Consider the following 23810-nt stretch of genomic DNA (forward strand, 5'->3'; position numbering starts at 1 on the left):
CGCGCGCCGCCCCGTGCCCGCGGCCGAACCCGGAGATTTGCCGATGACCGCCGTATCGTTCCCGTCCGTCACTCAACTCAACGGCACGACCGCCGCGCCGGATGCACTCGCCGCGCTGGCCTTCGCGGGCCACGCGCATTTCACCGCGATGCAGGTCCGCGACGGGCGCGTGCGCGGCCTCGACCTGCATCTCGCCCGGCTGCGCGAAGCATCGAATGCACTGTTCGGGCAGGCGCTGCCCGACGCACGAATGCGCACGTTCCTGCACGCCGCGCTCGAGCACGCGCCATCGGCGCTGTCGCTGACCGCGACCGTTCATGCGACGAGCGGCGAATTCGTCGCGCCGCGCGCCGATGAAACGCTCGACGTGCTGGTGCGCACCGCGGCGCCGTCGTCGGGGCCCGCAGGCCCACTCGATCTCGCGCTGTTCGACTACGAGCGCGTGCTGCCGGCGATCAAGCACGTCGGCGAAGTCGCGAAAACGCACTTTCTGCGCCGCGCGGTCTCACGGGGTTTCGACGATGCGGCGTTCATCGATCGCCACGGGCGCATCAGCGAAGGCTCGATCTGGAATCTGGCGTTCTGGACCGGCGACGCGGTCGTGTGGCCGGTGGCCGGCATGCTCGGCGGTGTCACGATGGGCATCCTGCGGCGGCAACTGGCACGCCTCGGCGTCGCGCAGCACGACCGTGAAGTCAGGCCGGCCGACCTGCCGTCACTGGCCGGCGCCGTCGTGATGAATTCATGGACGCCGGCCATCGCGGTGCGCCGGCTCGGCACGGCGACGCTGCCCGATTCGTCGTCGTTCGTCGCGCTGCTGCATCGCGCGTATGAACACGAGCCGGCCGTCGCGCCGTGATGCAGGCCAAGCTGAAACCCAGGCGCCGAATGCTCATGCGTCGCCCGTCTCCGGCAGCCGCGCAATCACCTTGATCTCGAACTGAAACCCATACAGCCAGGTCACGCCGACGGCGGTCAGCGTCGGATGCGGTGCGTCGCCCCAGTATTCGGGCACGATCTCCCAGACCCGCTTGAACGTCGCTTCGGGATCGACGAGGAACACCGTCACGTCGACGACGTCGTCGAACGTGCAGCCGGCCGCGCGCAGCACCGCATTCAGGTTGTCGAACGCACGGCGCACCTGCGCGCCCAGTTCCGGCTCGGGCGAGCCGTCCTCGCGGCTGCCCACCTGCCCGGATACGAACAGGAAGCCGTTCGCGCGCAGCGCCGGCGAATAACGGTTGCGGTCGTACAGCGCCTGGCGACCCGGCGGAAAAACTGCGCTACGCTTTGCCATTCGACACCTCCATCGGTCTTGGGCGGCATGCCCGTGCATCAACGATGAAGGCACTTTAAGGACCGTTGCGCGGCGGATAAACCGGCAACCCTGTCCAACACTGTTTGCACATCCCAAACAATCCTGCGACCGACGCGGAGCCCCGACCCGATGGATCGATTCGACGCAATGCAGGCGTTCGCCCGCGTGGTGGAAGCCGGCAGCTTCACGAAGGCAGCCGACACGCTGCACATGAGCCGCACCACCGTCACGCAACTGGTGCAGCAGCTCGAAGCGCGGCTGCGCGTGAAGCTGTTCAACCGCACGACCCGCAAGGTCGTCGTCACGGCCGACGGCGCCGCGTACTACGAACGTGTCGTGCGGCTGCTGGCCGACATGGACGATGCCGAAACGAGCCTGTCCGCGGCGTCGGCGTCGCCGCGCGGGCGGCTGCGGGTGGACGTGCCGAGCCCGTTCGCGCGCCTGATCCTGATCCCCGCGCTACCCGCGTTTCATGCGCGCCATCCGGACATCCAGCTCGACATGGGCGTGAGCGACCGCGTGGTCGACGTGATCGGCGAGAACGTCGATTGCGTCGTGCGCGGCGGCGAGCCGACCGACCGCTCGCTGGTCGCGCGCCACATCGGCGACCTGCGGCTCGGCGTGTACGCATCGCCCGCCTATCTCGCGCGCGCCGGTACGCCGTCGCATCCGGCCGAACTGGACGACACGCATCATCGCGTCGTCGGCTTTCTGTGGGCGCGCACCGGCAAGACGCTGCCGTTCGCGATGGCATGCGACGGCGAGCAGGTCCACGTGCGTGGGCGCTACGTGCTCGCGGTCGACGACGGCAATGCGTACCTCGCAGCCGGCCTCGCGGGGCTCGGCATCCTGTGGCTGCCCGACTACATGGCCGCCGCGTATCGCGCGAACGGCGAACTGGTGCCGCTGTTCGCGCAATGGCAACTCGAACCGATGCCGATGTACGTCGCCTTCCCGCCGAACCGGCACGTCAGCGCGAAGCTGCGCGTGTTCGTCGACTGGGTGGCCGAGCTGATGGCGCAGCATGCGCCGGTCGCCAGCCGGCGGCGCGGCGGCCAGGGTTCGCGCGCGATGCGCCAGTCCTCGTCCATCTGATTCGCGCGCAGGCGAGCGTCCATGAAAAAACCCGCGCAGGCCGCGCGGGTTTCGACGGGAGGACGATCGGATCGGCCTGACTCAGGCCGTCACCGCATCCAGTGCATCCTCGGTGAGCCACAGCGATTCCGGCAGATCCTGCTCGTTCAGGTTCAGGCCGTCACCGCCGCGATCGACGACGATGAAGTCGCTGACGCCGCCGAGCGCGATCAGCGGGTGATGCCACACGCCCTTCGCGTAGTTGACGCCCTGCCAGCCGCTCGTCACGAACGCACGGATCTTCGCCGGGTCGAGATCGCCCGCGGGCGCGACGACGACGAGATACGGCTGGTCGTTCAGCGGCACGAACGCCTGGCTGCCGAGCGGGTGCCGCTCCAGCATCTTCACTTCGAACGGCAGCGTGCGCGGCTGGCCGCGGAACAGGTTGACGAGCGTGCGGCCGCCTTCATCGGTCACGTCGACTTTCGCGAGATCGTGAAAGCGGATCGTCGTGCCGAGGTTGATCGGGATCTGCTTCGCCCCTTCCGTTTCGATCACGTCGCCGAACGGCGCGAAGGCTTCCTTGGTCAGCGGTTCGATGGCAAGCGTCTTCATTTGTCGAGCGTCCCCCACAGACGCAGGCGCGACACGCCGCCGTCCGGAATGATGTTCAGTCGCACGTGCGTGACGGGGCCGAGCGACGCGATGTCCTGTTCGAAGTAGTGCTGCTTGTCCATCTGCAGCTTCTGTTCGCCGAGCAGCACCGGCCAGAACATCGACTGCGTGATCAGCGAGCTGTCCGTGCCGCCCGACACGTACGCGGCCTGGATCGAGCAGCGATCCGGATAGTTGCCCTTGAAGAACGCGGTATCGACTTCGATCTTGCGGATCACGCCCGGCTGCGCGAGCGCGATGATCGCCCAGTCGTTGCCCGGCTCGCGGCGGCGGCGGGTTTCCCAGCCGTCGCCCATGTTCACGCCGCGGCCCGGCAGCAGCAGGTTCGACGCGACGCCGAAGTGCTGGTTGTTCGCGGCCACCACGTAACCGCCGTTTTCCATCGCCGCGAGGTCGAACTGCTCGGTCGCGCTCGCGCCGGCCCAGTCGAGCTGCGGCTGGCCGTACACGCGCAGGCGCGCGATGCCGCCGTCCGGGTAGATGTTTACGCGCAGATGCGTGAACGCCCGTGCGTCGTGCGCTTCGACGTAGTGATGGCTGTTGCCCTGCAGCGTCGTCGACGGCACGATCTCGACCCACTCGGTCGCATGCGTCGGCGCGCCGTCGGCCACGAACGCGGCCTCGATCGACGCGGCCGGCGGGAAGTTGCCGGTGAAATGGCTCGTGTCGATGTCGAAGCCCTTGATCACGCCCGGGCGCGCGAGCTTGACGATGCACCAGTCGTAGCCGGTCGTACGCTTGCGGCGCGTTTCCCAACCGTCCATCCACTTGCCGTGGTCGTCGTACTTGCCGGGAATGAAGACGGCCGGCTCGGGGTTCAGCATCCGGTCCTTCGGCGCGAAGAAGTCGTCGCTGGCCTCGAGCGCCTGCGCACCGAGACGCGGGTCGGCAAGATTCACGTAGCGCCGCGTGAAATCGGGTGCGTTCGGATCGAGAAGCGGAACAGCCATGATGTTTCCTTGTTTCAGTGAGGCGATCAGGCCGCTGCGACGCAGCAGGCCGTATTGCGGTGTCAGGCGTCGATCAGGTCGTCGAGGCGGAAGCGCGCGATCCGGTAGATCTGGTCGAGGCTCGTGCGCAGTTCCTCGGTGCGCGAATGATTCACGCGCGACTCGAAGTTCGCGATGATGCCGTGGCGATCATAACCGCGCACCGCGAGGATGAACGGGAAGCCGAACTTCTCGCGATACGTGCGGTTCAGCGTCAGCAGCTTGTCGAATTCTTCCTGCGTGCACTGGTCGAGGCCTGCGCCGCTCTGTTCGCGGGTCGACTCGGCCGTCAGCTCGCCGCGCACGGCGGCCTTGCCGGCCAGCTCCGGGTGAGCGTTGATCAGCGCGAGCTGGCGCACTTCGCCGCCGTTTTCCACCGCGCCCGACATCGTCTTGTGCAGCGCGTCGATGCTCGCGAACGGCCGCTCGCCCGCGGCGACTTCGGCCACCCACGGCGAATGTTCGAAAATCCCCGACAGCGCCGCGACAAATGCGCTCGGCGCCATCGTGTTCAGTTGCTCCAACGTGTAGCGCATCGCCTTCATGCTTTCCCTTCGTTTCGATGATTGGGCTGATACGGATGATGTTCACGCCAGTGACGCGCGATATCGACACGGCGCGTCACCCATACGCGATCGTGCTTCTCGATGTGATCGAGGAAACGCTGCAGCCCGCGGAACCGGCCCGGCCGGCCGAGCAGTCGGCAGTGCATGCCGATCGACAGCATCTTCGGCGCCTCGTCGCCTTCCGCGTACAGCACGTCGAATGCGTCGCGCAGGTAGTCGAAGAAGTGGTCGCCGGTGTTGAAGCCCTGCGGCGTCGCGAAACGCATGTCGTTCGTGTCGAGCGTGTACGGCACGATCAGCTGCGGCGACGTGCGGCCGCCCGACACTTCGACGTCCATCCAGAACGGCAGGTCGTCGCCGTAGTTGTCGGAGTCGTACAGGAAGCCGCCGTATTCGGCGACCAGGCGGTGCGTATTGGGGCTGTCGCGGCCGGTATACCAGCCGAGCGGGCGCTCGCCCGTCACGCGCTCGATCGCCTCCATGCCGAGGCGCATGTGCTCGGCTTCGAGCTCCGGCGCCATGCTCTGGTAGTGGATCCAGCGCCAGCCGTGGCATGCGATCTCATGGCCGAGCTCGACGAAGGCGCGCGCGAGTTCCGGATGCCGCTCGATCGCCATGCCGACGCCGAATACCGTCAGCGGCAACCCGCGCTTCTCGAATTCGCGCAGGATGCGCCACACGCCGGCCCGCGACCCGTATTCGTAGATCGACTCCATGCTCATGTGGCGGTCCGGATACGCGGCCGCGCCGACGATTTCGGACAGGAACTGCTCGGAGCCCGGATCGCCGTGCAGCACGCAGTTCTCGCCGCCCTCCTCGTAGTTCAGCACGAATTGCACGGCGACGCGGGCGCGCCCCGGCCAGTTCGCCTGAACGGGATGGCGGCCGTAGCCGATCAGGTCGCGAGGATAGTTGGGATCGAGTGACATGGTTCGAAGTGCAACGAAAACGGGCTGAATGAGCGGGCTGAAATAATGGGTTCGCATCGACCGCGCGGTGCCGGAGGCCGGCCGCACAAGCCGATGCGATGACGGCCCAGTGTAGCGAAAAGGTTCATACGCGCCCATACAGCGGCGCAGATAGTGCGTGTCAGACGGTGTGTATGTGCGGTTGCGGCAAATTCGGGACCGGTTCCGCCGCATCCCCGTCCGACGGGCTGAAGCGGGCGAACGCGCCGTCGTAGCGCTTCGGCAGCGGCCGCGCGTAGTCGCCGCGTTTCGCGGTCGCGAGGCGCAGCGCGACCAGCGCCTCGGCCCACTTCACGGCCGCCGTGACGCCCTCGACCACCGGCGCGCCGATCTGCTGCTCGACCTCGTGCGCGAATTCGGCCATCCCCGCGCAGCCGAGCACGATCGCGTCGGCGCCGTCCTCGTCGAGCGCGCGCCGGCATTCGTCGACGATGATCCGGCGCGCGGCCGAGCCGGGCCGGTCGAGTTCGAGCACCGCGACGTCGGTCGCGCGCACGTTGCGGCAGAACCGCTTCATCCCGTAGCGCTCCGCGAGGTGCCACGCCATCCCGCAGGTGCGCGCGAGCGTCGTGACGACCGAGAAGCCCGGCGCGAGCACGCTCGCCGCATGCATCGCGGCCTCGGCGATGCCGATCACCGGCCCGCGCGCGAGCTCGCGCGCGGCGTACAGGCCCGGATCGCCGAAACACGCGATCACGTATGCGTCGCAGCCGTCGCGCTCGCCCTGCGCGATCTCCGCGAGGAGGCCCGGCGTCGCGAGCGCCTCGTCGTAATATCCTTCGATCGACGGCGGCCCCATCGGCGGGCTCACGGCGACGATCTCCGTGCCGGCGGCCGCGACCTCGCGCGCGCAGCGGCCCATCGCGTCGGTCATCCGCTGCGTCGTGTTCGGATTGATCAGTCGGATCTTCATCGCACGCTCCTTACGCCTTCGCGCTCGCGAGCAGCCGGTAGAACACGAAGCCGAGCCCCGCGCCGATGAACCACGAGAAATTCGCGACACCCTGCCAGCCCGGCACCATCACGCAGGCCACCGCGATCACCGCGGCCGGCAACAGCGCGGCGAGCGCGCGGCGGTTCACGCCGCCCGTGTACCAGTAGCTGCCGCTTTCCGACATCGTGTACAGGTCGTCGCGCACGAGGCGGCCGCGCTTGACGAGGTAGAAGTCGGCGATCAGCACGCCGTACAGCGGGCCGATGAACGCGCCGAGCACGTCGAGCGTGTAGTGGATCACGGCCGGGTTGTTGAACAGGTTCCACGGCGTGATGAAGATCGACGCGACGGCCGCGAGCATCCCGCCCGCGCGCCAGCTGATCAGGCGCGGTGCGACGTTCGAGAAATCGAACGCGGGCGACACGAAGTTCGCGACGATGTTGATGCCGATCGTCGCGATCGTGAACGTCAGCGCGCCGAGGATCACCGCGGTCGGATGGTCGATGCGGCCGACCGTCTCGACCGGGTCGGTGATCAGTTCGCCGAACACCGGCAGCGTCGCGGCCGTCGTGATCACCGTGACCAGCGAGAACGCGAGGAAGTTGACCGGCAGCCCCCAGAAATTGCCGCGCTTCACTTCGCCGAACGAGCGGCAGTAGCGCGAGAAATCGCCGAAGTTCAGCATCGGCCCGGAGAAGTACGACACGACGAGCGACACGGCGGTAATCATCACCGGAATCACTTCCGCGCCGTGATACTTGACGCCGCCGAGGTTGATGCCGATGTTGCGCCAGCCCGCGCGCCACACCATGTAGCCGGCGAGGATGAACATCACGACGTAGACGGCCGGGCCCGCGAAGTCGATGAACTTCTTGATCGTCTCCATCCCGTTCCAGAACACGAACGCCTGGAGCACCCACAACAGCATGAAGCCGGCCCAGCCGACCGCCGACAGCCCGAGGAAGCCGTAGCGATGGACGTCCGCATACGGCAGCCATTGCGGGAAGAATTTCAGCACGACGATCACGAGCGCGCTCGACGCAAGATAAGTCTGGATGCCGTACCACGCGATCGCGATCAGCCCGCGGATCACGGCCGGCACGTTCGCGCCGAGCACGCCGAACGTCGCGCGGCACGCGACCGGATACGGCACGCCGATCTGCTGGCTCGGCCGCGCGATCAGGTTGCACAGCGCGTTCACGAGGCCGATGCCGACGATCAGCGCGATCAGCACCTGCCAGCTCGTCAGCCCGAGCGCGAACAGGCTGCCCGCGAACACGTAGCCGCCGACGCTGTGCACGTCCGACATCCAGAACGCGAAGATGTTGTACGAGCCCCATGTCTGATTTTTAAGGGGTGCCAAATCTTCGTTGTACAGACGTTCGCTGTAACCATCCGGCAACGCCGGACCGCCGCCCTCGCCGCCTTCTTCCGCCGGATAGGCGCTGTCGTGCGCCACACTGAACTGAGCCATGACTTCTCCTTGACGCGGCCGGAAGGCCGCTCCACCGTCATCGATATCGCTCCGGATCGTCGCCCGGAGTCGGACCAGCGGCCCGCGGCAAACACCGCGGGCCCGCATTTCGCTCGTTCTGTGGCGCGCGGCCGGGTTCGCGTCGCCGCTCAGGCGCCGCCGAACACTTCGCGCAAATCGACCTGCCCTTGCGCGGGCCGGTCCAGCATCTTCAGTTCGACATGCTGCAGGTGGCGCGCCATCAGCGTCACCGCCTGCATCGGATCGCCCGCCTCCAGCGCGGCGAGGATTTCGTCGTGGTCGTCGCACGAGCATGGGCTGCGCCCGTGCGATTCGTACAGCGCCGACATCAGCGTCGAGCGTGCGACGAGCCCTTCGAGGCACTCGCTGAGCGTCGCATTGCCCATCAGCGTCGCGAGCGCCGTATGGAATTCACCCGACAGCCGGATCCACGCGGCGAAGTCGTGCCGCTCGAACGCCTTGCGCTCCTTGTCGATCAGCGCGGCGACGCCCTTCAAGCGCCTGGCACCGGGGCCGGTGGCGAGCCGCTCGACCACGGCCAGCTCGATGATCCGGCGCATCTCGAACACTTCGTGCACGTCCTGCAGCGTCGGGCTCGCGACGAACGCCCCGCGGTTCGGCTCGAGGTCGACCAGCTTGTCGGTCGCGAGCTGCGCGAGCGCCTGGCGGATCGTCCCGCGCTTCACACCGAACACGTCGCAGAGCTGCGCCTCCGTCAGCTTCGCGCCGGGCGCGAGCCGATGCTCGAGGATCGCCGTGCGGATGCGCTCGGCGATCGCTTCGGGACCGGCTGCACCGGACGGAGAGGAATCGGGCTCGTTCATGATCTGCATCGTGTGATGGTCCTCATCCTAGGGCGGACATAAAGATTGTCAACAATTCTTTTGCAGGATTCCGCACAATCGGCGTGCGCCGGCATGTCTCCATTCGGTGCAGTGCGCACGAATTCCATGCACGACAAGCCTGACAGGCAATGCGGAGGCCCTTCTCGTCGTATACCCTTCCGGCCATTTTGTTGACAAAAATGGTGCACAGACGGGCGAAAGTCGCGTGGACGTCGACGAAAAATATGGACCGTTAGTTGCGCGTTTACATGAAGAAAAAGGCGGGAAAACCCGCCTTTCGATCGATCGCGCCGGCATCAGCCGAGATGCGGATAGTCCGACACCGTGAGCCGGAACCCGTGCGCATTCGCGACCAGTTGCGCCTGCGCGCCGAACGGCAGCGTCAGCAGGTCGGGCACGTGGCCGAACTGGAGCCCCGTGACGACCGGAATCCCGACCACCGCGCGCACCTGGTCGATCATCGCCTGCATGTCGTAGCCGTTGTCGTACTCGAACGGCCGCGCGCCGGTGAACTGGCCGAGCACGAGCGCCTGCTGGCGTGCGAGCAGCCCCGACAGATGCAGCTGATAGATCATCCGCTCGATCCGGAACGGCTGCTCGTTGACGTCCTCGATGAACAGGATGCCGCCCTCGATGTCGGGCATGTACGGCGTGCCGACCAGCGACGTGAGGATCGCCAGGTTGCCGCCCCACAGCGTGCCGGTCACGTTCACCGCCTGCACCTGCGGTGCGTCGGCGACGATCGTCGTGCTCGGCTGCGTCAGCGTCTGCCAGAAATGCCGCATCGTGAAGTCGCTCGGCGTTTCGGCGCCGAAGTCGGCCGACAGCATCGGGCCGCCGAACGTCTTGATGCGCGCCTTCGCATACAGCGCCAGCTGGATCGCCGTGAAGTCGCTGTGACCGACGAGCGCGACCGGCTGGTCGCGCAGCCGGCGCTCGAGGCCGCGATAGTCGAGCCCATGCAGGATGCGTGCGGCGCCGTAGCCGCCGCGCACCGCGAGCGCGATGTCCGGCAGCGGCCGCTCGGGATCCGCGAGGCGGTTCAGGTCGCCTGCGCGCTCGCCGTCGGTGCCGCCGAAGCGCTGGAAGCGCCGCTGCGTCGCCTCGATGTTCTCGATGCGCTGCTGCGCGGTGCTGAGGCGCTCGAGCGCGCGGTTGATCGCGTCGGGGTCGTGCGGATAGCCGGACGGCGCCAGCAGGCGGATGGTGTAGGACGCGGCGGGCTGGAAGGACATGGCGAAAGGTATCGGGATCGTCAAACCTGCTTAGAGGGTCCGAACCGGGTCCGGTTCACGGAAACCGTGCGCGCCCGGAACGACGGGCGCGGCGGCGTCTATGACGCGCCGGATTCGGCGTCGCGGGCGAGCCGTGCCTCGCGCAACGCGCGACGGCGCTCGGCGAAGAACGACTTCAGCGCGGCGCCGCATTCGTCGGCGAGCACGCCGCCCGTCACTTCGGTGTGGTGGTTCAGCTGCGGATTCGCGAATGCGTCGATCACGCTGCCGCACGCGCCCGTCTTCGGGTCGGCCGCGCCATAGACGACCCGCGCGATGCGGGCGTGCATGATCGCGCCGGCGCACATCAGGCATGGCTCGAGCGTCACGTACAGCTCGCAGCCCGGCATCCGGTAATTCTGCAACTGCTGCGCGGCCATGCGCAGCGCGGCCATTTCGGCATGCGCGGACGGGTCGTGCCCGCCGATCGGATGATTGAAGCCGCGTGCGATCACTTCGTCGCCGCGCACGAGCACCGCGCCGACCGGCACTTCGCCCGCCGCACGCGCCTCTTCGGCGGCGGCTTGCGCAAGACGCATGAAATGGAGGTCGCGCGCCGAGATGGGCGCGGCTTCGTGAACGGGAGAATCGGCGACGGGTTCAGCGGCCGGGGCGGCTGCCGCGCGGGCTGCGTCGTGCAGCGCGTCGGACGTCACATCGTCCCCGCTTCGGCGGACGCGTCGTCGAGCCCGCGCTCGCACAGGCGTTCCGCGATGCGCCGGCAGTAGTCGCGCGGCATCACCATCGGGCCGCCGCGCAGCGATTCCAGCGCCATGTCGAGCGCGAGGATCTTCGCCTGCAGCCGGCAACGCGCGGCACGGTCGCTGACCGCCTGCACTTCGTCGTGCAGATTGCGCAGCGCGCGCAGTTGCTCGACGGCCGGCGGCACGAAGCCCGCGTTCTTCAGGATACGGTTGGCCACCCGCACCTCCTCGGGCACGAGCAGGTCGTCATCCAGCGCCTGCGGCGCGCCGGTACCCGGCAAATCGTCGAACTCGCCCCGCGCGGCGGCGGCGGCAATACGTTGTTCGACCAGGGCGTCAAGCAATCTCATCAGTCAATCGGAACAATGCGGCAGGCCGAATTCTAGCAGGGTGACGCCGGTATGACAGGCCCTTCGAATATATGCTCGATATTGCGTTTTTTAGGGGCCGAATCGCTGCGCATGCGCGCCGATCGCCGTCAGTTGCCGCTCTGCTGCGCCGCAGCAGGCTGAGCGCCGTTCGCACGCTTCCAAACGCATGCGCTGCCCGGACCCATTTTTTAATTCGCGACGAGACGATCGGCCCCTGTCGACCCGGCGAAAACACCCGCCGCCGCCACTTCCGCCGTCGCATCCGATGGCATGGCCCGATTACGCAGTCACCGTTTCCGGCCGCGCTTTCGCGAACGGGCGGAACATCGTCGCGATCAGGAACGCGCCGATCCCGATCGCGAACGACCCGAGGTACAGCCAGCCGTAGCTGCCGAACGCATCGACGATCAGCCCGCCCGCGACCGGGCCCGTGGCCATCCCGAGGCTGCCCGCCATCGCGCAGCCGCCGATCACGGTGCCCATCATCCGCAGCGGGAAATTCTCGCGCGCGAGCACCGAATACAGCGGCATCACGCCCGCATAGATGAAGCCGAACAGCGTCGCGACCGCGTAGAAGCCGTCGAGCGTGCGCACGAAGTAGTAGCCGAGCGCGCCGAGCGCCTGCGCGAGCAGCCCCGCCACCAGCATGCGCTTCGCGCCGAGGCGATCGCCGAGCAGCCCGAACGCGATCCGGCCGCCCATCCCCGCCAGCCCTTCGACGCTGTAGATCGACACCGCGACGATCAGCGGAATCCCGCAGGTCACCGCGTAGCTGACCGTATGGAAGATCGGGCCGGAATGCGTCGCGCAGCAGAAGAAATTGGTCAGCAGCAGCACCATGAACTGCGGCGAGCGCAACGCATCCGCGACCGACATCGCGGCGGGCGCGCCGCCGGCCGCAGGCGCCGCGTGCGCGGGGGCCGCGTCGAGCGCGGGCGCCCGGCGCACCAGCAGCGACACCGGAATCATCACGGCGGCCGCCAGCGCGGCAATCAGCAGCATCGACGTGCGCCAGTCGCGCACCGACACGAGCCAGGCGGCGAGCGGCGCCATCGTCATCGGCGCCATCCCCATGCCGGCCGACACCAGCGACACCGCGAGGCTGCGGTGCGTGTCGAACCAGCCGGTCACGCACGCCATCATCGGCGCGAATATCGCGGCCGTCGCGCTGCCGACGGCCAGGCCGAAGGTCAACTGGAACACGAGCAACGACGGCGCGCGGCTCGCCAGCGCCAGGCTCGCCGACAGCAGCACGGCGCCCGCGATCACGACCGGCCGCGTGCCGACGCGGTCCGACAGGCTGCCCCACGCCATGCTCGCAAACGCCATCGCGATGAAACCGAGCGTCATCGCGGCGGAAATACCGGTCATCGACCAGCCCGTATCGCGCGCAATGGATCGCAGGAACACCGGTAACGAAAACATCGCGCCGATCGCGACGCAGCCCATCAGGCCGCCCGCGGCGACGATCACCCAGCGGTATCGGGAATCCGGCATGTGGCGTGTCATGGGGTCTCTCCTCGTTCGTTGCGCCAATCGCGGAAGCCGGGTGGCGGCCGCCTGGCGCGGCGCACTGCCCGGTCGATATCGATACGACGGGCGACGCAGCGGGAAATCGACACGCGCGGCGCACGAAACCGCGCTTTTTTATTGTCGACGATTGCGCACGGCTCGCAAGGGCCGGATCACCCGCTCGCCGCGCCGCCTGCCGCCCCGCTTTTCCGCAACCGGAAATTCGAAATCACAAATAGTTGGTTGGGGCGCGCCATCGCGCTGGCTACACTCGTCCCATCTTGTCATAACAAGTTGACCGATGCCCCCACCCAACGTCGTGCCGCTGTCCGCGGCCCCGCTCTACGTGCAGATCAAGGACACGCTGCGCGCGCGCATCCTCGACGGCACCTACGCGCCGCACAGCCGGATGCCGTCCGAGCACGAGCTCTGCGCGATGTTCGACGTCAGCCGCATCACGGTGCGCCAGGCGCTCGGCGACCTGCAGAAGGAAGGCCTGCTGTTCAAGCTGCACGGCAAGGGCACGTTCGTGTCGAAGCCGAAGGCGTTCCAGAACGTGACGTCGCTGCAGGGGTTCGCCGAGGCGATGTCGTCGATGGGTTACGAGATCGTCAACCAGTTGCGCAGCCTGCGCACGGTGAAGGCCGATCGCCATCTCGCGACGAAGCTGAACGTGCCCGAAGGCGCGCCGCTCGTCGAGATCCATCGCGTGCGGCTGCTGAACCGCGAACCCGTGTCGCTCGAACAGACCTGGGTGCCGGAAGCGCTCGGCAAGCGCCTCGCCGGCGCCGATCTCGCGACCCGCGACATCTTCCTGATCCTGGAGAACGACTGCGGCATCCCGCTCGGCCATGCCGACGTGTCGATCGACGCGATCCTCGCGGACGACGAAATCGTCGACGCGCTGCACGTCGAGGAAAGCAGCCCCGTGCTGCGCATCGAGCGCCTCACGCACGACGCGTCGGGCGCGCCGATCGACTACGAATACCTCTACTTCCGCGGCGACGCCTTCCAGTACCGGTTGCGCGTCGACCGGCAGAAGGCGCGCAAACCTGCAAGGAACCCGCGATGAATACCCATGTGCATGAATACGACATCGTCGTGGTCGGCGGCGGCACGGCCGGCCCGATGGCGGCCATCAAGGCGAAGGAGCGCGATCCGTCGCTGCGCGTGCTGCTGCTCGAGAAGGCCAACGTGAAACGCAGCGGCGCGATCTCGATGGGGATGGACGGCCTGAACAACGCGGTGATTCCCGGTCATGCGACGCCCGAGCAATACACGCGCGAGATCACGATCGCCAACGACGGGATCGTCGATCAAGAGGCCGTGTACGCATACGCGACGCACAGCTTCACGACGATCGAGCAGCTCGACCGCTGGGGCGTGAAGTTCGAGAAGGACGGCACCGGCGATTACGCGGTGAAGAAGGTTCACCACATGGGCTCGTACGTGCTGCCGATGCCGGAAGGCCACGACATCAAGAAGGTGCTGTACCGGCAACTGAAGCGCGCCCGCATCGCGATCACGAACCGGATCGTCGCGACGCGCGTGCTGACCGACGCGCAGGGCCGCGCGAGCGGCGTGCTCGGCTTCGACTGCCGCACCGCCGACTTCCACGTGATCCGCGCGAAGGCGGTGATCCTCTGCTGCGGCGCGGCCGGCCGCCTCGGCCTGCCGGCATCGGGCTACCTGATGGGCACGTACGAGAACCCGACCAACGCGGGCGACGGCTATGCGATGGCCTATCACGCGGGCGCCGCGCTCGCGAACCTCGAATGCTTCCAGATCAATCCGCTGATCAAGGATTACAACGGCCCGGCCTGCGCGTACGTGACCGGCCCGCTCGGCGGCTTCACCGCGAATGGCAAGGGCGAGCGCTTCATCGAATGCGACTACTGGAGCGGCCAGATGATGTGGGAGTTCTACCAGGAACTGCAGAGCGGCAACGGCCCCGTGTTCCTGAAGCTCGACCATCTCGCGGAAGAAACGATCCAAACCATCGAGCAGATCCTGCATACCAACGAACGGCCGAGCCGTGGACGCTTCCATGCCGGGCGCGGCACCGACTACCGCAGCCAGATGGTCGAGATGCACATCTCCGAAATCGGCTTCTGCAGCGGCCACAGCGCATCGGGCGTGTACGTGAACGCACGCGCGGAGACGACCGTGCCGGGGTTGTACGCAGCCGGCGACATGGCGGCCGTCCCGCACAACTACATGCTCGGCGCATTCACGTACGGCTGGTTCGCCGGACAAAACGCGGCCGATGACGTGGCCGGCCGCGACCACGCGCCGGTGGACGACCAACAGGTCGATGCCGAGCGCACCCGCGTGCTCGCGCCGCTGCTGCGCGAGCGCGGGCTGGCGCCGGCGCAGGTCGAGTACAAGCTGCGCCGCATGGTGAACGACTACCTGCAACCGCCGAAGGTGACGCGCAAGATGGAAATCGGGCTGCAACGTTTTGACGGAATTATTGAGGATATCGAAGAAATAAAGGCCGACAACCCGCACGAACTGATGCGCGCGGCCGAAGTGCGCGCGATCCGCGACTGCGCGGAAATGGCCGCACGCGCGTCGTTGTTCCGCACCGAAAGCCGCTGGGGGCTGTACCACCACCGCGTCGATTTTCCGCACCGCAACGATGCCGAATGGTTCTGCCACACGTGGCTGCGCAAGGACGCCGCGGGCGCGATGCGCAGCGAGAAGCGGCCGGTCGAACCGTACGTCGTGCCGCTCGCCGACGACGAACGCGGCGCCTATGCGCAGTTGCGCATCCGCGAACCGGCCCCGCTCGCGGCCGCCCTTTGAGGAACCTTGCCATGCCCCATACCCCGCACGACATCTTCCAGCGCAGCAGCGCGCCCGTGACGATCGACGAGTCGCTGTGCATCGCCGACAAGGGCTGCACCGTGTGCGTCGACGTGTGTCCGCTCGACCTGCTCGCGATCGACGTCACCAAGGGCAAGGCCTATATGCAGTTCGACGAATGCTGGTACTGCATGCCGTGCGAACGCGACTGCCCGACCGGCGCGGTCAAGGTCGACATCCCTTACCTGCTGCGCTGACACGGCGCGCCGACCCGCGCCCCGCTTCCCCCTACCGGACTCACGACACATGAACACCACGCTACGGATGTTTCACCTGCTCGCCGCGTCGCTCGCGGTCGCGACCGCCGGTTTCGCGCATGCGGAGACGATCCGCGTCGCGATCGGCACGCAGGACACGACGATCAACTGCGCGACCGGCGGCCTGTTGATCCGCGAACTGCATCTGCTCGACAAGTACCTGCCGCGCACCGGCAAGTACCAGGACGTGAAGTACGACGTGCAGTGGAAGGACTTCACGTCCGGCGCGCCGCTGACCAACGAGATGGTCGCCGGCAAGCTCGACTTCGGCGCGATGGCCGATTTCCCCGGCGCGCTGAACGGCGCGGCGTTTCGCAAGGCCGGCCGCAAGAGCGTGTTCATCACGGTGCTCGACGGCAGCATCGACGGCAGCGGCAACGGGATCGTCGTGCCGACGAATTCGACGGTGCGCGGGCTGGCCGACCTGAAGGGCAAGACGATCTCGGTGCCGTTCGCGTCGACCGCGCACGGCATGCTGCTGCGCGCGATCAAGGCCCAGGGCTGGAACCCCGACACCGACGTGAACATCGTCACGCAGGCGCCGGAAGTGGCCGGCAGCGCGCTGAAGGCGAACAAGATCGACGCGCATGCGGACTTCGTGCCGTTCGCCGACCTGTTCCCGTACCGCGGCATCGCGCGCAAGGTCTACGATGGCGCGCAGACCCACGCGCCGACTTTCCATGGCGCGCTCGTTGACGCGGACTACGCGCAGCGCTATCCGGAAATCGTGGTGGCCTATCTGCGCGCCGCGATCGAAGCGAACCGCCTGCTCGCGCAGAATCCCGAAAAGTACAGCCTGCTGATCGAGAAAGTCACCGGCATCGAGGCGCCGGTCGACTACCTGTATCACGGGCCGCTCGGCATCCAGACCCGCGACCTGACGTGGAAGCCCGAATACCGGCAAGCGGTCGCGACGGCGATCGATACGCTGAAGCTGCTGAAGAAGACCGACTCCGCGCCCGACCCCGCGACGTTCGTCGACGATCGCTATATCCGCGCGGCGTTCAAGGCGTCCGGGCTCGACTACGACGCGGCGCTGAAACACTACGGCAAGCAGCCGCTCGTCGCGAACGATGCGTCGACCGGCAAGCCGATCCGCGATTTCAACGACGTCGCGCAGGTCTGGCTCGCCGGCGACGAAGCCGTGCGTCACTATGCCAGCCCCGCAGCCGCCTTTGCGGCGCTCGGCAAGCTCGGCCCGTCCGCGAAGGTGCGCGCGGTGTTCGTGCACGACCACGGCAGCGGCCTGAAGCTGTTCGCCGACCAGGCGTGGTACGTGAAAGACGCACACGGCGTGCTGACCGCGTTCCTGCTGAAGTCGGGCGCCGATGCGTACGCGCAGCAGGTATCGGGCGCGGTGGTCGACTACGCGGCCGCGAAGACCGTCACCGCGCAGGCGCTCGCCGCGCGCTGAGCATCGCGCCCTTCTCTTTCCATTCGTCGACACCGGACTCCCGCATGGCTGCCACCCTCGACCTCGTCAAACGCCGTCACGCCGACGCACCGCGCGCCGCCGACGCCCGCTCGCCGCATTCGGCCGCGCGCCGCCGCCCGACACCGATGCGCCGCCGCGCGTGGCGCATCGCATCGCTCGCCGCCTGCATCGCGCTGTGGCAGGCGGCCGTCCACTGGCGGCTGTCGCTCGGCATCGTCACGTTCGCGAACGTGCCCGCGCCGGCCGACGTGGGCCCCGCGCTGGCCTTGTTCCTGCAATCGCCGAAGCTGCCGATGCATCTGTTCGCGAGCATCACGCGCGTGCTGGCCGGCTTCGTCGCGGCGGCGTTCGCCGGCATCGGCCTCGGGCTCGCGATCGGCCGCTATCGCGCGCTCGAGGACACGCTGCTGCCGCCGCTCGAGATGCTGCGGCCGATTCCGGCCGTCGCGTGGATTCCGCTCGCGATCCTGATGTTTCCATCGTCCGAGCTGAGCATGATGTTCATCACGTTCGTCGGCGCGCTGTTCCCGATCCTGCTCAATACCGTGCACGGCGCCGAAGCCGTCGACCCGCGGCTCGTCGCGACCGCGCGCAGCCTCGGCACGCGTGGCCTCGCGCTCTATGCGGAAGTGATCCTGCCCGGCGCCGCGCCGTCGATCTTCACCGGCCTGTCGATCGGGATGGGCACCGCGTGGTTCTGCCTGGTCACGGCCGAGATGATCGCGGGCCAGTACGGCATCGGCTATTTCACATGGGAGTCCTATACGCTGCAGAACTACCCGGACATCGTGGTCGGCATGGCGCTGATCGGCCTGCTCGGGATGGGCAGCAGCCTGCTCGTCAAGCGGATCGGCGCGGTGCTCACGCCGTGGTACGCGCCGCGTGGAGGCCGGTCATGAGCACCGCCGAGATTACCGCACCCGCTCCCGGCCGTGTCGGCGTGCGTGCGCTGACGATCGAACTCGGCCCGCCTCATGCGCGCTTCGCGGCGCTCGATGCGCTCGACGTCGATATCGCGCCCGGCGAATTCGTCTGCGTGCTCGGGCCGTCCGGCTGCGGAAAATCGACGCTGCTCGGCGCGCTCGCCGGCCACGTCGCGGCCACGCACGGCGAGATCGTCGTCGATGGCGAACCGGTCGACCGCCCGCATCCCGATCGCGGGCTCGTGTTCCAGCAGCACACGTTGTTTCCGTGGAAGCGCGTGATCGACAACGTCGCGTTCGGCCTGAAGATGAAGGGCGTGCCCGCGCACGAGCGCCGCCGCGAGGCGGCCGAGCTGCTCGAACTCGTCGGGCTCGGCGGCTTCGGCGCGCACTACCCTTCGCAGCTGTCCGGCGGCATGCAGCAGCGCGTCGAGATCGCCCGCGTGCTGATCAACCGGCCGCGCGTGCTGCTGATGGACGAACCGTTCGGTGCGCTCGACGCGCAGACGCGCCGGATGATGCAGACGCTGCTGCTCGATATCTGGTCGCGCATCGGCACGACCGTGCTGTTCGTCACGCACGACATCGAGGAAGCGCTGTTTCTCGGCGACCGCATCCTGATGCTGTCGCCGCGGCCCGCACGCATCGTCGCCGACATCCGCGTGCCGCTCGCGCGGCCCCGCACCGACGACAGCACGACCGAGCCCGCGTTCGTCGAGATCAAGCGCCGCTGCCTCGCGCTGCTGCGCGACGCCGCCTGAGCCCGTGCCTGCCCATTCACCGTACCGACTTTTTTCCATGACCGCTTCTTCTTCCGCTTTCCCGCTGCCCGGCGTGCCGGCCGCCGATCATGCCGCGCTCGTCGCGCGCCTCGCCGCAGGCGATGCATCGGTGCGCCGCATCGCGCTGCTCGAACTCGCCGATCTCGAGGCGCCCGAACTCGTGCCGTCGTTCGTCGCGGCACTGCGCGACGACCCGTCCGCCGACGTGCGCAGCGAGGCCGCGCGCGTGCTCGACGCGTGGGAGCAGCCCGATGTCGTCGACGCGCTGTGCCACGCGCTGCTCGATCCGGACGACAGCGTGCGCGCGACGGCCGCGCAAAGCCTGTCCGAACTGAAGGACGCGGCATCGGGCGCCGTGCTGTGCCGATGGGCCGACCGGCCCGAGCCGTTCGTACGCGGCGCCGTGCTGCGCGGCTTGCGCGAGTTGCGCGACCCCGGCGCGTTCGCGCCCGCGCTGCGTGCGCTCGACGCGTGCACCGCGGCCGTACGCGCCGAGGCGGTCGTCGTGCTCGGCTGGCTCAAGGACGGCCGCGCGCTGGCGCCGCTCGCCCGCATCGCGACCACGGACGCCGATGCGGACGTGCGGCGCGCCGCGGTCGGCGCAATTGGGTTTGCGGCGCCGGGCGACGCCGCCGTCGTCACCGCGTTGCTCGCGGCGCTGCGTGACGCCGAATGGCAGGTGCGCGAGGAAGCGGCGACTACGCTCGGCAAGCTGCGCATCGCGACCGCACGCGAGCCGCTCGTCGCCGCGCTCGACGACGACTACTGGCAGGTGCGCCTGCGCGCCGCGCGCGCACTCGGGCAATTGCGCGATGCGGCTGCGGCGCCGGCCGTCGTCGCGCTGCTCTCGCATGCGATCAGCAACCTGCGCAAGGAAGCCGCGCTTGCGCTCGGCGAACTGCGCCACCGTGCAACGCTGCCCGCGCTGAGCGCTGCGCTCGACGATCGCGACCCCGAAGTCCGCAAGGCCGTGCGGATAGCGATCGGCCAGATCGACGAGGCGTCGCGATGATCGCGCCGATCGAAATCGCACTCGATCACCCGGCGCGCACACTGACGCTGCGCTGGTCCGACGGCGCGTCACAACGTATCGACTATGCGCAATTGCGCGGCGGTTGCCCATGCGCGGAATGCCGAAAGATCCGGCTCGACGGCGGCCACGTCGACGCGCGGCCCGACCTGACGCTCGACGGCGTGGAAGCGCTCGGCTACGGTGTCCGCTTCCTGTTCGGCGACGGCCATGCCCGCGGCATTTATCCGTGGCCGTACCTGGCGGACCTCGCGTAGCGACGACGACGCGGCTTGCGCGCTCGCGCGGGCCGGATGGCGGGCATGCGAAAACGCTGCGATACTGACGCCCACGATCGTCGCCACCTACCGTGGGAGCCGCACCATGCAAACCGCAGTCGGATTCATCGGCCTTGGCGTGATGGGCACGCCGATGGCGCTCAATCTCGCGCGGGCCGGCACGCCGCTCGTCGTGTGGAGCCGTTCGCACGGCAGCGACGATGCGCTGCGCGACGCCGGCGCACGCGTGGCCGACGACATCGACGACGTATTCGCATCCTGCCGCACCGTGATCCTGATGCTCGCGAACGATGCGGCAATCGATGCCGCCCTCGCACGCGGCACGCGCGCTTTTGCCGCCCGGGTCGGCGCGCACACGATCGTCAACATGGGCACGAATGCGCCGGACTATTCCCGCGCGCTCGCCGACGAAATCGCCGCCGCGTCCGGCCGCTACGTCGAGGCGCCCGTATCGGGCTCGCGCAAGCCGGCCGAAGCCGGTCAGCTCGTCGTGATGCTGGCCGGCGCGCCGGACGACGTCGATGCCGTCCGCGCGCTCGTGAAGCCGCTGTGCCGCGACAGCTTCGTGTGCGGCGACGTACCGTCGGCGCTGACGATGAAGCTCGCCGTCAACCTGTTCCTGATCACGATGGTCACCGGTCTCACCGAAGCCACGCACTTCGCGCAACGCCACGGTATCGATCTCGCGCGCTTCGCCGACGTGCTGAATGCCGGCCCGATGGCGAGCGACGTGTCGCGCGTGAAGCTCGGCAAGCTCGTCGCGGCAGATTTCTCGGTGCAGGCCGCGATCACCGACGTGCTGAAGAATGCGCGCCTCGTCGCCGAATCCGCGCGCGGCATCGGCATCGCGTCGCCGCTGCTCGACATTTGCCACGCACTGTACGGCGAAACCGAGCGGGCCGGACACGGCGCGGCCGACATGGTCGCCGTGATCCGCGCGATCGAACAGCGTACCGGGGACGTGCGATGAGCCGCGTACACGTAGTACCCGCGTTCGTTCGAACCGACAGGTAGGCGCGACCATGTCCGCAACCGGCAACGCTACGCCCTTGCGCCCCGTTCCCGCGGTGATCGGCATCGTGCTGCGCGAACGCGACGTGCTGCTCGTGCGCCGCGCGAATCCACCCGATGCAGGCTGCTGGGGCTTCCCCGGCGGCAAGATCGAGCCGGGCGAGCCGTTCGCGGATGCGGTCGTGCGCGAAATCGCGGAAGAAACGACGGTCGACGTGGAAGCGCTCGACGCCTTTACCGCGCTGGACGCGTTCGATTACGATGCGCACGGCGCCGTGCGCCAGCATTTCGTCATGGTCGCCGTGCTGTGCAGATGGCTGCGCGGCACGCCGGCCGCCGGCGACGATGCGCTCGACGCGCGCTGGTTCGGCATCGACGAACTCGACCGCGACGATTTGCCGATGAGCGCCGGCGTGCGCGACGTCGCGCGGCGAGCGATCGAGCGGGCTGCGGCGCTAGGCCACGCGCGGCCACCATCCGCCTGACACACTGCCGTCGCTGGCGCACTACCTGCGCGCGACGCATTCGATCTATCCTGGCGCCCGCTACCCGCCGAGCGCCGGATCACCCCACGTCAAACCATGATCAGAATTCGACAATCCACCGAGGCCGACGGCACATGCGTGCTGGATATCTGGCGCAACGCCGTCGATGCCACGCATCACTTCCTGAGCGACGACGACCGTCGCGCGATCGAATCCGAAGTCGTCGCATTTCTGCCGGGCGCGCCGCTCGATCTGGCCGTCGACGAAACCGATCGCCCGATCGGTTTCATGCTGCTCGACGGCGGCCACATGGAAGCGCTGTTCGTCGATCCTGCCCACCATGGTGCGGGGGTCGGGCGACGGCTGGTCGAAGAAGCGCTCAAGCGCCATCCCGACCTGTCGACCGACGTCAACGAACAGAACCAAGCGGCAGCGGGATTTTATGAGCGCCTCGGATTCGAGCGCTGCGGACGATCGGAACTCGATGGACAGGGGCGGCCTTATCCGCTGCTTCATCTTCGTTATCGCGGGGGTGGTCGGGACTGAGCTGGAGTCCGGGCGAGCACGGAACGCGGCACCGACCTGGTCCGGATGCGCTGAAACGGCACCGCCCTTACAACATCGCGATCATCCCGGGGAGCGGCCGGTCGCCAGCGGCCAGCGCCCCAACACGTCATAGTGCGACTTGCCGAGCCAGCTATCGACCAGGACGAAGTCGAACGCGGTCCAGGCAATCGGCTCGATCCGATACTCATCGGGCCGCTGCGGGCCATACAGCAGCGTCACGTGCGGGGTGAAACCCGAGGGAAAAACAGGTACGCCTACCCGTTTCAACGCATCTCGCAACTGCCGCCGAAAGTCGATCAAGTCTTCCAAACCGGCCTTCCCCGTCAGCACCAGCGGCTGATGACCGGGTCGGCCCTTGAAGCACATGATCTTGTCGAACCTCACAGAGAAAGACGGCACATCCATGCGATCCGCGACCGCGCGGGCCCGTGCAAGCGTAGCGCCCGGCACGTAAGCGAAGTCGCCTAGCGAGCCCAGCGTGATGTGCAGACGCTCGGTGCCCACCGGACTGTCCTTCTTCTGCTGCAAGCTTTTGGCGATACCGGCAATGCGCGCGGCCGTGGCCGTATCCGGCATCACGGCGAAAAAGAAGCGGTGCACGGGAACCGGCGGCGGCGCATCGAATCCGGGTAGCGTCAGTTGAGTCACGGCAACATGTCCGACTGGCCTGGAGCGAGATTTCATTATCGTCAATCGGCAGCCGGCCCGCTCGCCGCTCCACGAATCCGCCGTTTGCACGCCCGAAGATGCTACCCTCTCGGGCCAAACTCGACACCCTCTGATGACGCCCCCGAATTCAACCATGCAAACCGTCGCGGTACTGGACTTCGAAACCACCGGCCTGTCGCCGAATCTGGGCGACCGTGCGACCGAAATTGCCGTCATCCTGCTGCGCGACGGGGAAGTCGTCGACCGTTTCCAGAGTTTGATGAATGCCGGCCGACGCATCCCGTCCGATGTCGTTGCGCTCACCGGCATCACGAACGACATGATCGCGGCGGCGCCACCCGCGTCCGAAGTCATGAAGGAAGCGGCCGCGTTCGTCGGCAAGCATGCGGTCGTGGCCCACAACGCCGGTTTCGACAAGCGCTTCTGGCAGTCGGAACTCGGGCTGCTCGGCATGTCGGCCGACCATGCGTTTGCGTGCACGATGCTGGTGGCGAGACGGATCTACCCGGACGCCCGGAGTCACCGCCTGTCGAGCCTGGTCGAGATGCTGCGGCTGCCGCAATCGGGCCGTGCGCACCGTGCGATGGTCGATGCCGAGATGGCTGGGCATCTGTGGTGCCGGTTGCAGCAGGATATTTCCCGGACTTATGGGCTGGATCGGATCGATCACGCGCTGATGTCGCGGGTTCAGGCGACGACCAAGGCGAAGGTGCCGATGTATTTGCGGTCGCTCGGGCGGGCGTGTGCGTGATGAATCCGGTCCGGGACTGCGAACACGGC

General features: G+C 67.8%; 27 protein-coding genes. 14 read left to right on the forward strand and 13 right to left on the reverse strand.

The window, feature by feature from the left end:
- Window positions 1-43 precede the first annotated feature (43 nt).
- Complete coding sequence (locus KU887_RS10360; protein ID WP_012492683.1) at window positions 44-859, forward strand: aminotransferase class IV family protein; 816 nt, start codon at window positions 44-46, stop codon at window positions 857-859.
- Window positions 860-892: 33 nt separating this feature from the next.
- On the opposite strand, the gene KU887_RS10365 is transcribed toward KU887_RS10360, so the two are convergent.
- On the reverse strand, window positions 893-1297 hold the full coding sequence (locus tag KU887_RS10365) for a RidA family protein (RefSeq protein ID WP_048989279.1): 405 nt from the start codon (window positions 1295-1297) through the stop codon (window positions 893-895).
- 150 nt (window positions 1298-1447) lie between these two features.
- On the opposite strand from KU887_RS10365, the gene KU887_RS10370 reads away from it, so the two are divergent.
- Window positions 1448-2413 carry a LysR family transcriptional regulator gene (locus tag KU887_RS10370; RefSeq protein ID WP_058901559.1) on the forward strand — a complete coding sequence of 322 codons (966 nt, stop codon included), beginning with the start codon at window positions 1448-1450 and terminating at the stop codon, window positions 2411-2413.
- 81 nt (window positions 2414-2494) lie between these two features.
- Here KU887_RS10370 and KU887_RS10375 read toward each other — a convergent pair whose 3' ends face one another.
- From KU887_RS10375 to KU887_RS10425, 11 genes are all read right to left on the reverse strand, one after another.
- Entirely contained in the window at window positions 2495-3007 is a 513-nt protein-coding gene (locus KU887_RS10375) for an ureidoglycolate lyase (protein ID WP_006495587.1), read from the reverse strand.
- On the reverse strand, window positions 3004-4017 hold the full coding sequence (gene alc / locus KU887_RS10380) for an allantoicase (RefSeq protein ID WP_006490198.1): 1014 nt from the start codon (window positions 4015-4017) through the stop codon (window positions 3004-3006). Before alc ends, KU887_RS10375 begins: the two co-directional genes overlap by 4 nt.
- Window positions 4018-4079: 62 nt before the next feature.
- The gene (gene uraD, locus KU887_RS10385; RefSeq protein WP_006490235.1) at window positions 4080-4601 is read right to left on the reverse strand and encodes a 2-oxo-4-hydroxy-4-carboxy-5-ureidoimidazoline decarboxylase; all 522 of its coding nucleotides are present in this window, start codon (window positions 4599-4601) and stop codon (window positions 4080-4082) included.
- The gene (gene puuE, locus KU887_RS10390; protein WP_006490231.1) at window positions 4598-5551 is read right to left on the reverse strand and encodes an allantoinase PuuE; all 954 of its coding nucleotides are present in this window, start codon (window positions 5549-5551) and stop codon (window positions 4598-4600) included. The genes uraD and puuE overlap by 4 nt, the downstream gene beginning before the upstream one ends.
- Window positions 5552-5711: 160 nt before the next feature.
- A complete protein-coding gene (locus KU887_RS10395) occupies window positions 5712-6503 on the reverse strand; it encodes an aspartate/glutamate racemase family protein (RefSeq protein ID WP_058901560.1) in 792 nt (263 codons plus the stop codon).
- Between the two features lie 10 nt (window positions 6504-6513).
- Entirely contained in the window at window positions 6514-7998 is a 1485-nt protein-coding gene (locus KU887_RS10400; RefSeq protein ID WP_006495585.1) for an NCS1 family nucleobase:cation symporter-1, read from the reverse strand.
- 149 nt (window positions 7999-8147) lie between these two features.
- A complete protein-coding gene (locus tag KU887_RS10405; RefSeq protein WP_258250049.1) occupies window positions 8148-8852 on the reverse strand; it encodes a GntR family transcriptional regulator in 705 nt (234 codons plus the stop codon).
- 308 nt (window positions 8853-9160) lie between these two features.
- Window positions 9161-10099 carry a muramoyltetrapeptide carboxypeptidase gene (gene ldcA, locus KU887_RS10410; protein WP_006490211.1) on the reverse strand — a complete coding sequence of 313 codons (939 nt, stop codon included), beginning with the start codon at window positions 10097-10099 and terminating at the stop codon, window positions 9161-9163.
- A gap of 98 nt (window positions 10100-10197) precedes the next feature.
- Window positions 10198-10794: a tRNA adenosine(34) deaminase TadA gene (tadA, locus tag KU887_RS10415; RefSeq protein ID WP_006490196.1), complete on the reverse strand. Its 597-nt coding sequence runs from the start codon at window positions 10792-10794 to the stop codon at window positions 10198-10200.
- Window positions 10791-11192, reverse strand: coding sequence for a DnaJ family domain-containing protein (locus tag KU887_RS10420; RefSeq protein WP_006490221.1), 402 nt, complete (start codon window positions 11190-11192; stop codon window positions 10791-10793). The genes tadA and KU887_RS10420 overlap by 4 nt, the downstream gene beginning before the upstream one ends.
- Window positions 11193-11492: 300 nt before the next feature.
- The gene (locus KU887_RS10425) at window positions 11493-12710 is read right to left on the reverse strand and encodes an MFS transporter (protein ID WP_034201597.1); all 1218 of its coding nucleotides are present in this window, start codon (window positions 12708-12710) and stop codon (window positions 11493-11495) included.
- 316 nt (window positions 12711-13026) lie between these two features.
- Between KU887_RS10425 and KU887_RS10430 the strand changes: the two genes are divergently transcribed.
- The 11 genes from KU887_RS10430 to KU887_RS10480 all read left to right on the forward strand — a co-directional run bounded on the left by KU887_RS10430 (window position 13027) and on the right by KU887_RS10480 (window position 22340).
- The gene (locus KU887_RS10430) at window positions 13027-13797 is read left to right on the forward strand and encodes a GntR family transcriptional regulator (protein ID WP_006490849.1); all 771 of its coding nucleotides are present in this window, start codon (window positions 13027-13029) and stop codon (window positions 13795-13797) included.
- Window positions 13794-15533 (forward strand): fumarate reductase/succinate dehydrogenase flavoprotein subunit, encoded by a 1740-nt coding sequence (locus KU887_RS10435; protein ID WP_006490842.1) that lies wholly within the window; start codon window positions 13794-13796, stop codon window positions 15531-15533. Before KU887_RS10430 ends, KU887_RS10435 begins: the two co-directional genes overlap by 4 nt.
- Window positions 15534-15544: 11 nt before the next feature.
- On the forward strand, window positions 15545-15790 hold the full coding sequence (locus KU887_RS10440; protein WP_006490846.1) for a ferredoxin family protein: 246 nt from the start codon (window positions 15545-15547) through the stop codon (window positions 15788-15790).
- A gap of 49 nt (window positions 15791-15839) precedes the next feature.
- On the forward strand, window positions 15840-17264 hold the full coding sequence (locus KU887_RS10445; RefSeq protein WP_034201595.1) for an ABC transporter substrate-binding protein: 1425 nt from the start codon (window positions 15840-15842) through the stop codon (window positions 17262-17264).
- Window positions 17265-17308: 44 nt separating this feature from the next.
- Window positions 17309-18184, forward strand: a complete 876-nt coding sequence (locus KU887_RS10450) for an ABC transporter permease (protein ID WP_258250050.1) — start codon at window positions 17309-17311, stop codon at window positions 18182-18184.
- On the forward strand, window positions 18181-18969 hold the full coding sequence (locus KU887_RS10455; protein ID WP_006490845.1) for an ABC transporter ATP-binding protein: 789 nt from the start codon (window positions 18181-18183) through the stop codon (window positions 18967-18969). The genes KU887_RS10450 and KU887_RS10455 overlap by 4 nt, the downstream gene beginning before the upstream one ends.
- 37 nt (window positions 18970-19006) lie before the next feature.
- The gene (locus KU887_RS10460; protein WP_080331625.1) at window positions 19007-20002 is read left to right on the forward strand and encodes a HEAT repeat domain-containing protein; all 996 of its coding nucleotides are present in this window, start codon (window positions 19007-19009) and stop codon (window positions 20000-20002) included.
- Window positions 19999-20277 (forward strand): DUF971 domain-containing protein, encoded by a 279-nt coding sequence (locus tag KU887_RS10465; protein WP_080331624.1) that lies wholly within the window; start codon window positions 19999-20001, stop codon window positions 20275-20277. The genes KU887_RS10460 and KU887_RS10465 overlap by 4 nt, the downstream gene beginning before the upstream one ends.
- Before the next feature lie 106 nt (window positions 20278-20383).
- Window positions 20384-21268, forward strand: a complete 885-nt coding sequence (locus tag KU887_RS10470) for an NAD(P)-dependent oxidoreductase (protein ID WP_034201592.1) — start codon at window positions 20384-20386, stop codon at window positions 21266-21268.
- A gap of 52 nt (window positions 21269-21320) precedes the next feature.
- Window positions 21321-21794, forward strand: a complete 474-nt coding sequence (locus tag KU887_RS10475; protein ID WP_080403465.1) for an NUDIX hydrolase — start codon at window positions 21321-21323, stop codon at window positions 21792-21794.
- 96 nt (window positions 21795-21890) lie between these two features.
- Complete coding sequence (locus KU887_RS10480) at window positions 21891-22340, forward strand: acetyltransferase (protein WP_258250051.1); 450 nt, start codon at window positions 21891-21893, stop codon at window positions 22338-22340.
- 81 nt (window positions 22341-22421) lie between these two features.
- On the opposite strand, the gene KU887_RS10485 is transcribed toward KU887_RS10480, so the two are convergent.
- Complete coding sequence (locus KU887_RS10485) at window positions 22422-23045, reverse strand: 2'-5' RNA ligase family protein (protein ID WP_062884469.1); 624 nt, start codon at window positions 23043-23045, stop codon at window positions 22422-22424.
- 118 nt (window positions 23046-23163) lie between these two features.
- Between KU887_RS10485 and KU887_RS10490 the strand changes: the two genes are divergently transcribed.
- A complete protein-coding gene (locus KU887_RS10490; protein WP_006495570.1) occupies window positions 23164-23781 on the forward strand; it encodes a PolC-type DNA polymerase III in 618 nt (205 codons plus the stop codon).
- The last annotated feature ends 29 nt before the right edge of the window (window positions 23782-23810 follow it).

It is taken from the genome of Burkholderia sp. EMB26, from assembly GCF_024730645.1.
Lineage (GTDB): Bacteria > Pseudomonadota > Gammaproteobacteria > Burkholderiales > Burkholderiaceae > Burkholderia > Burkholderia cenocepacia.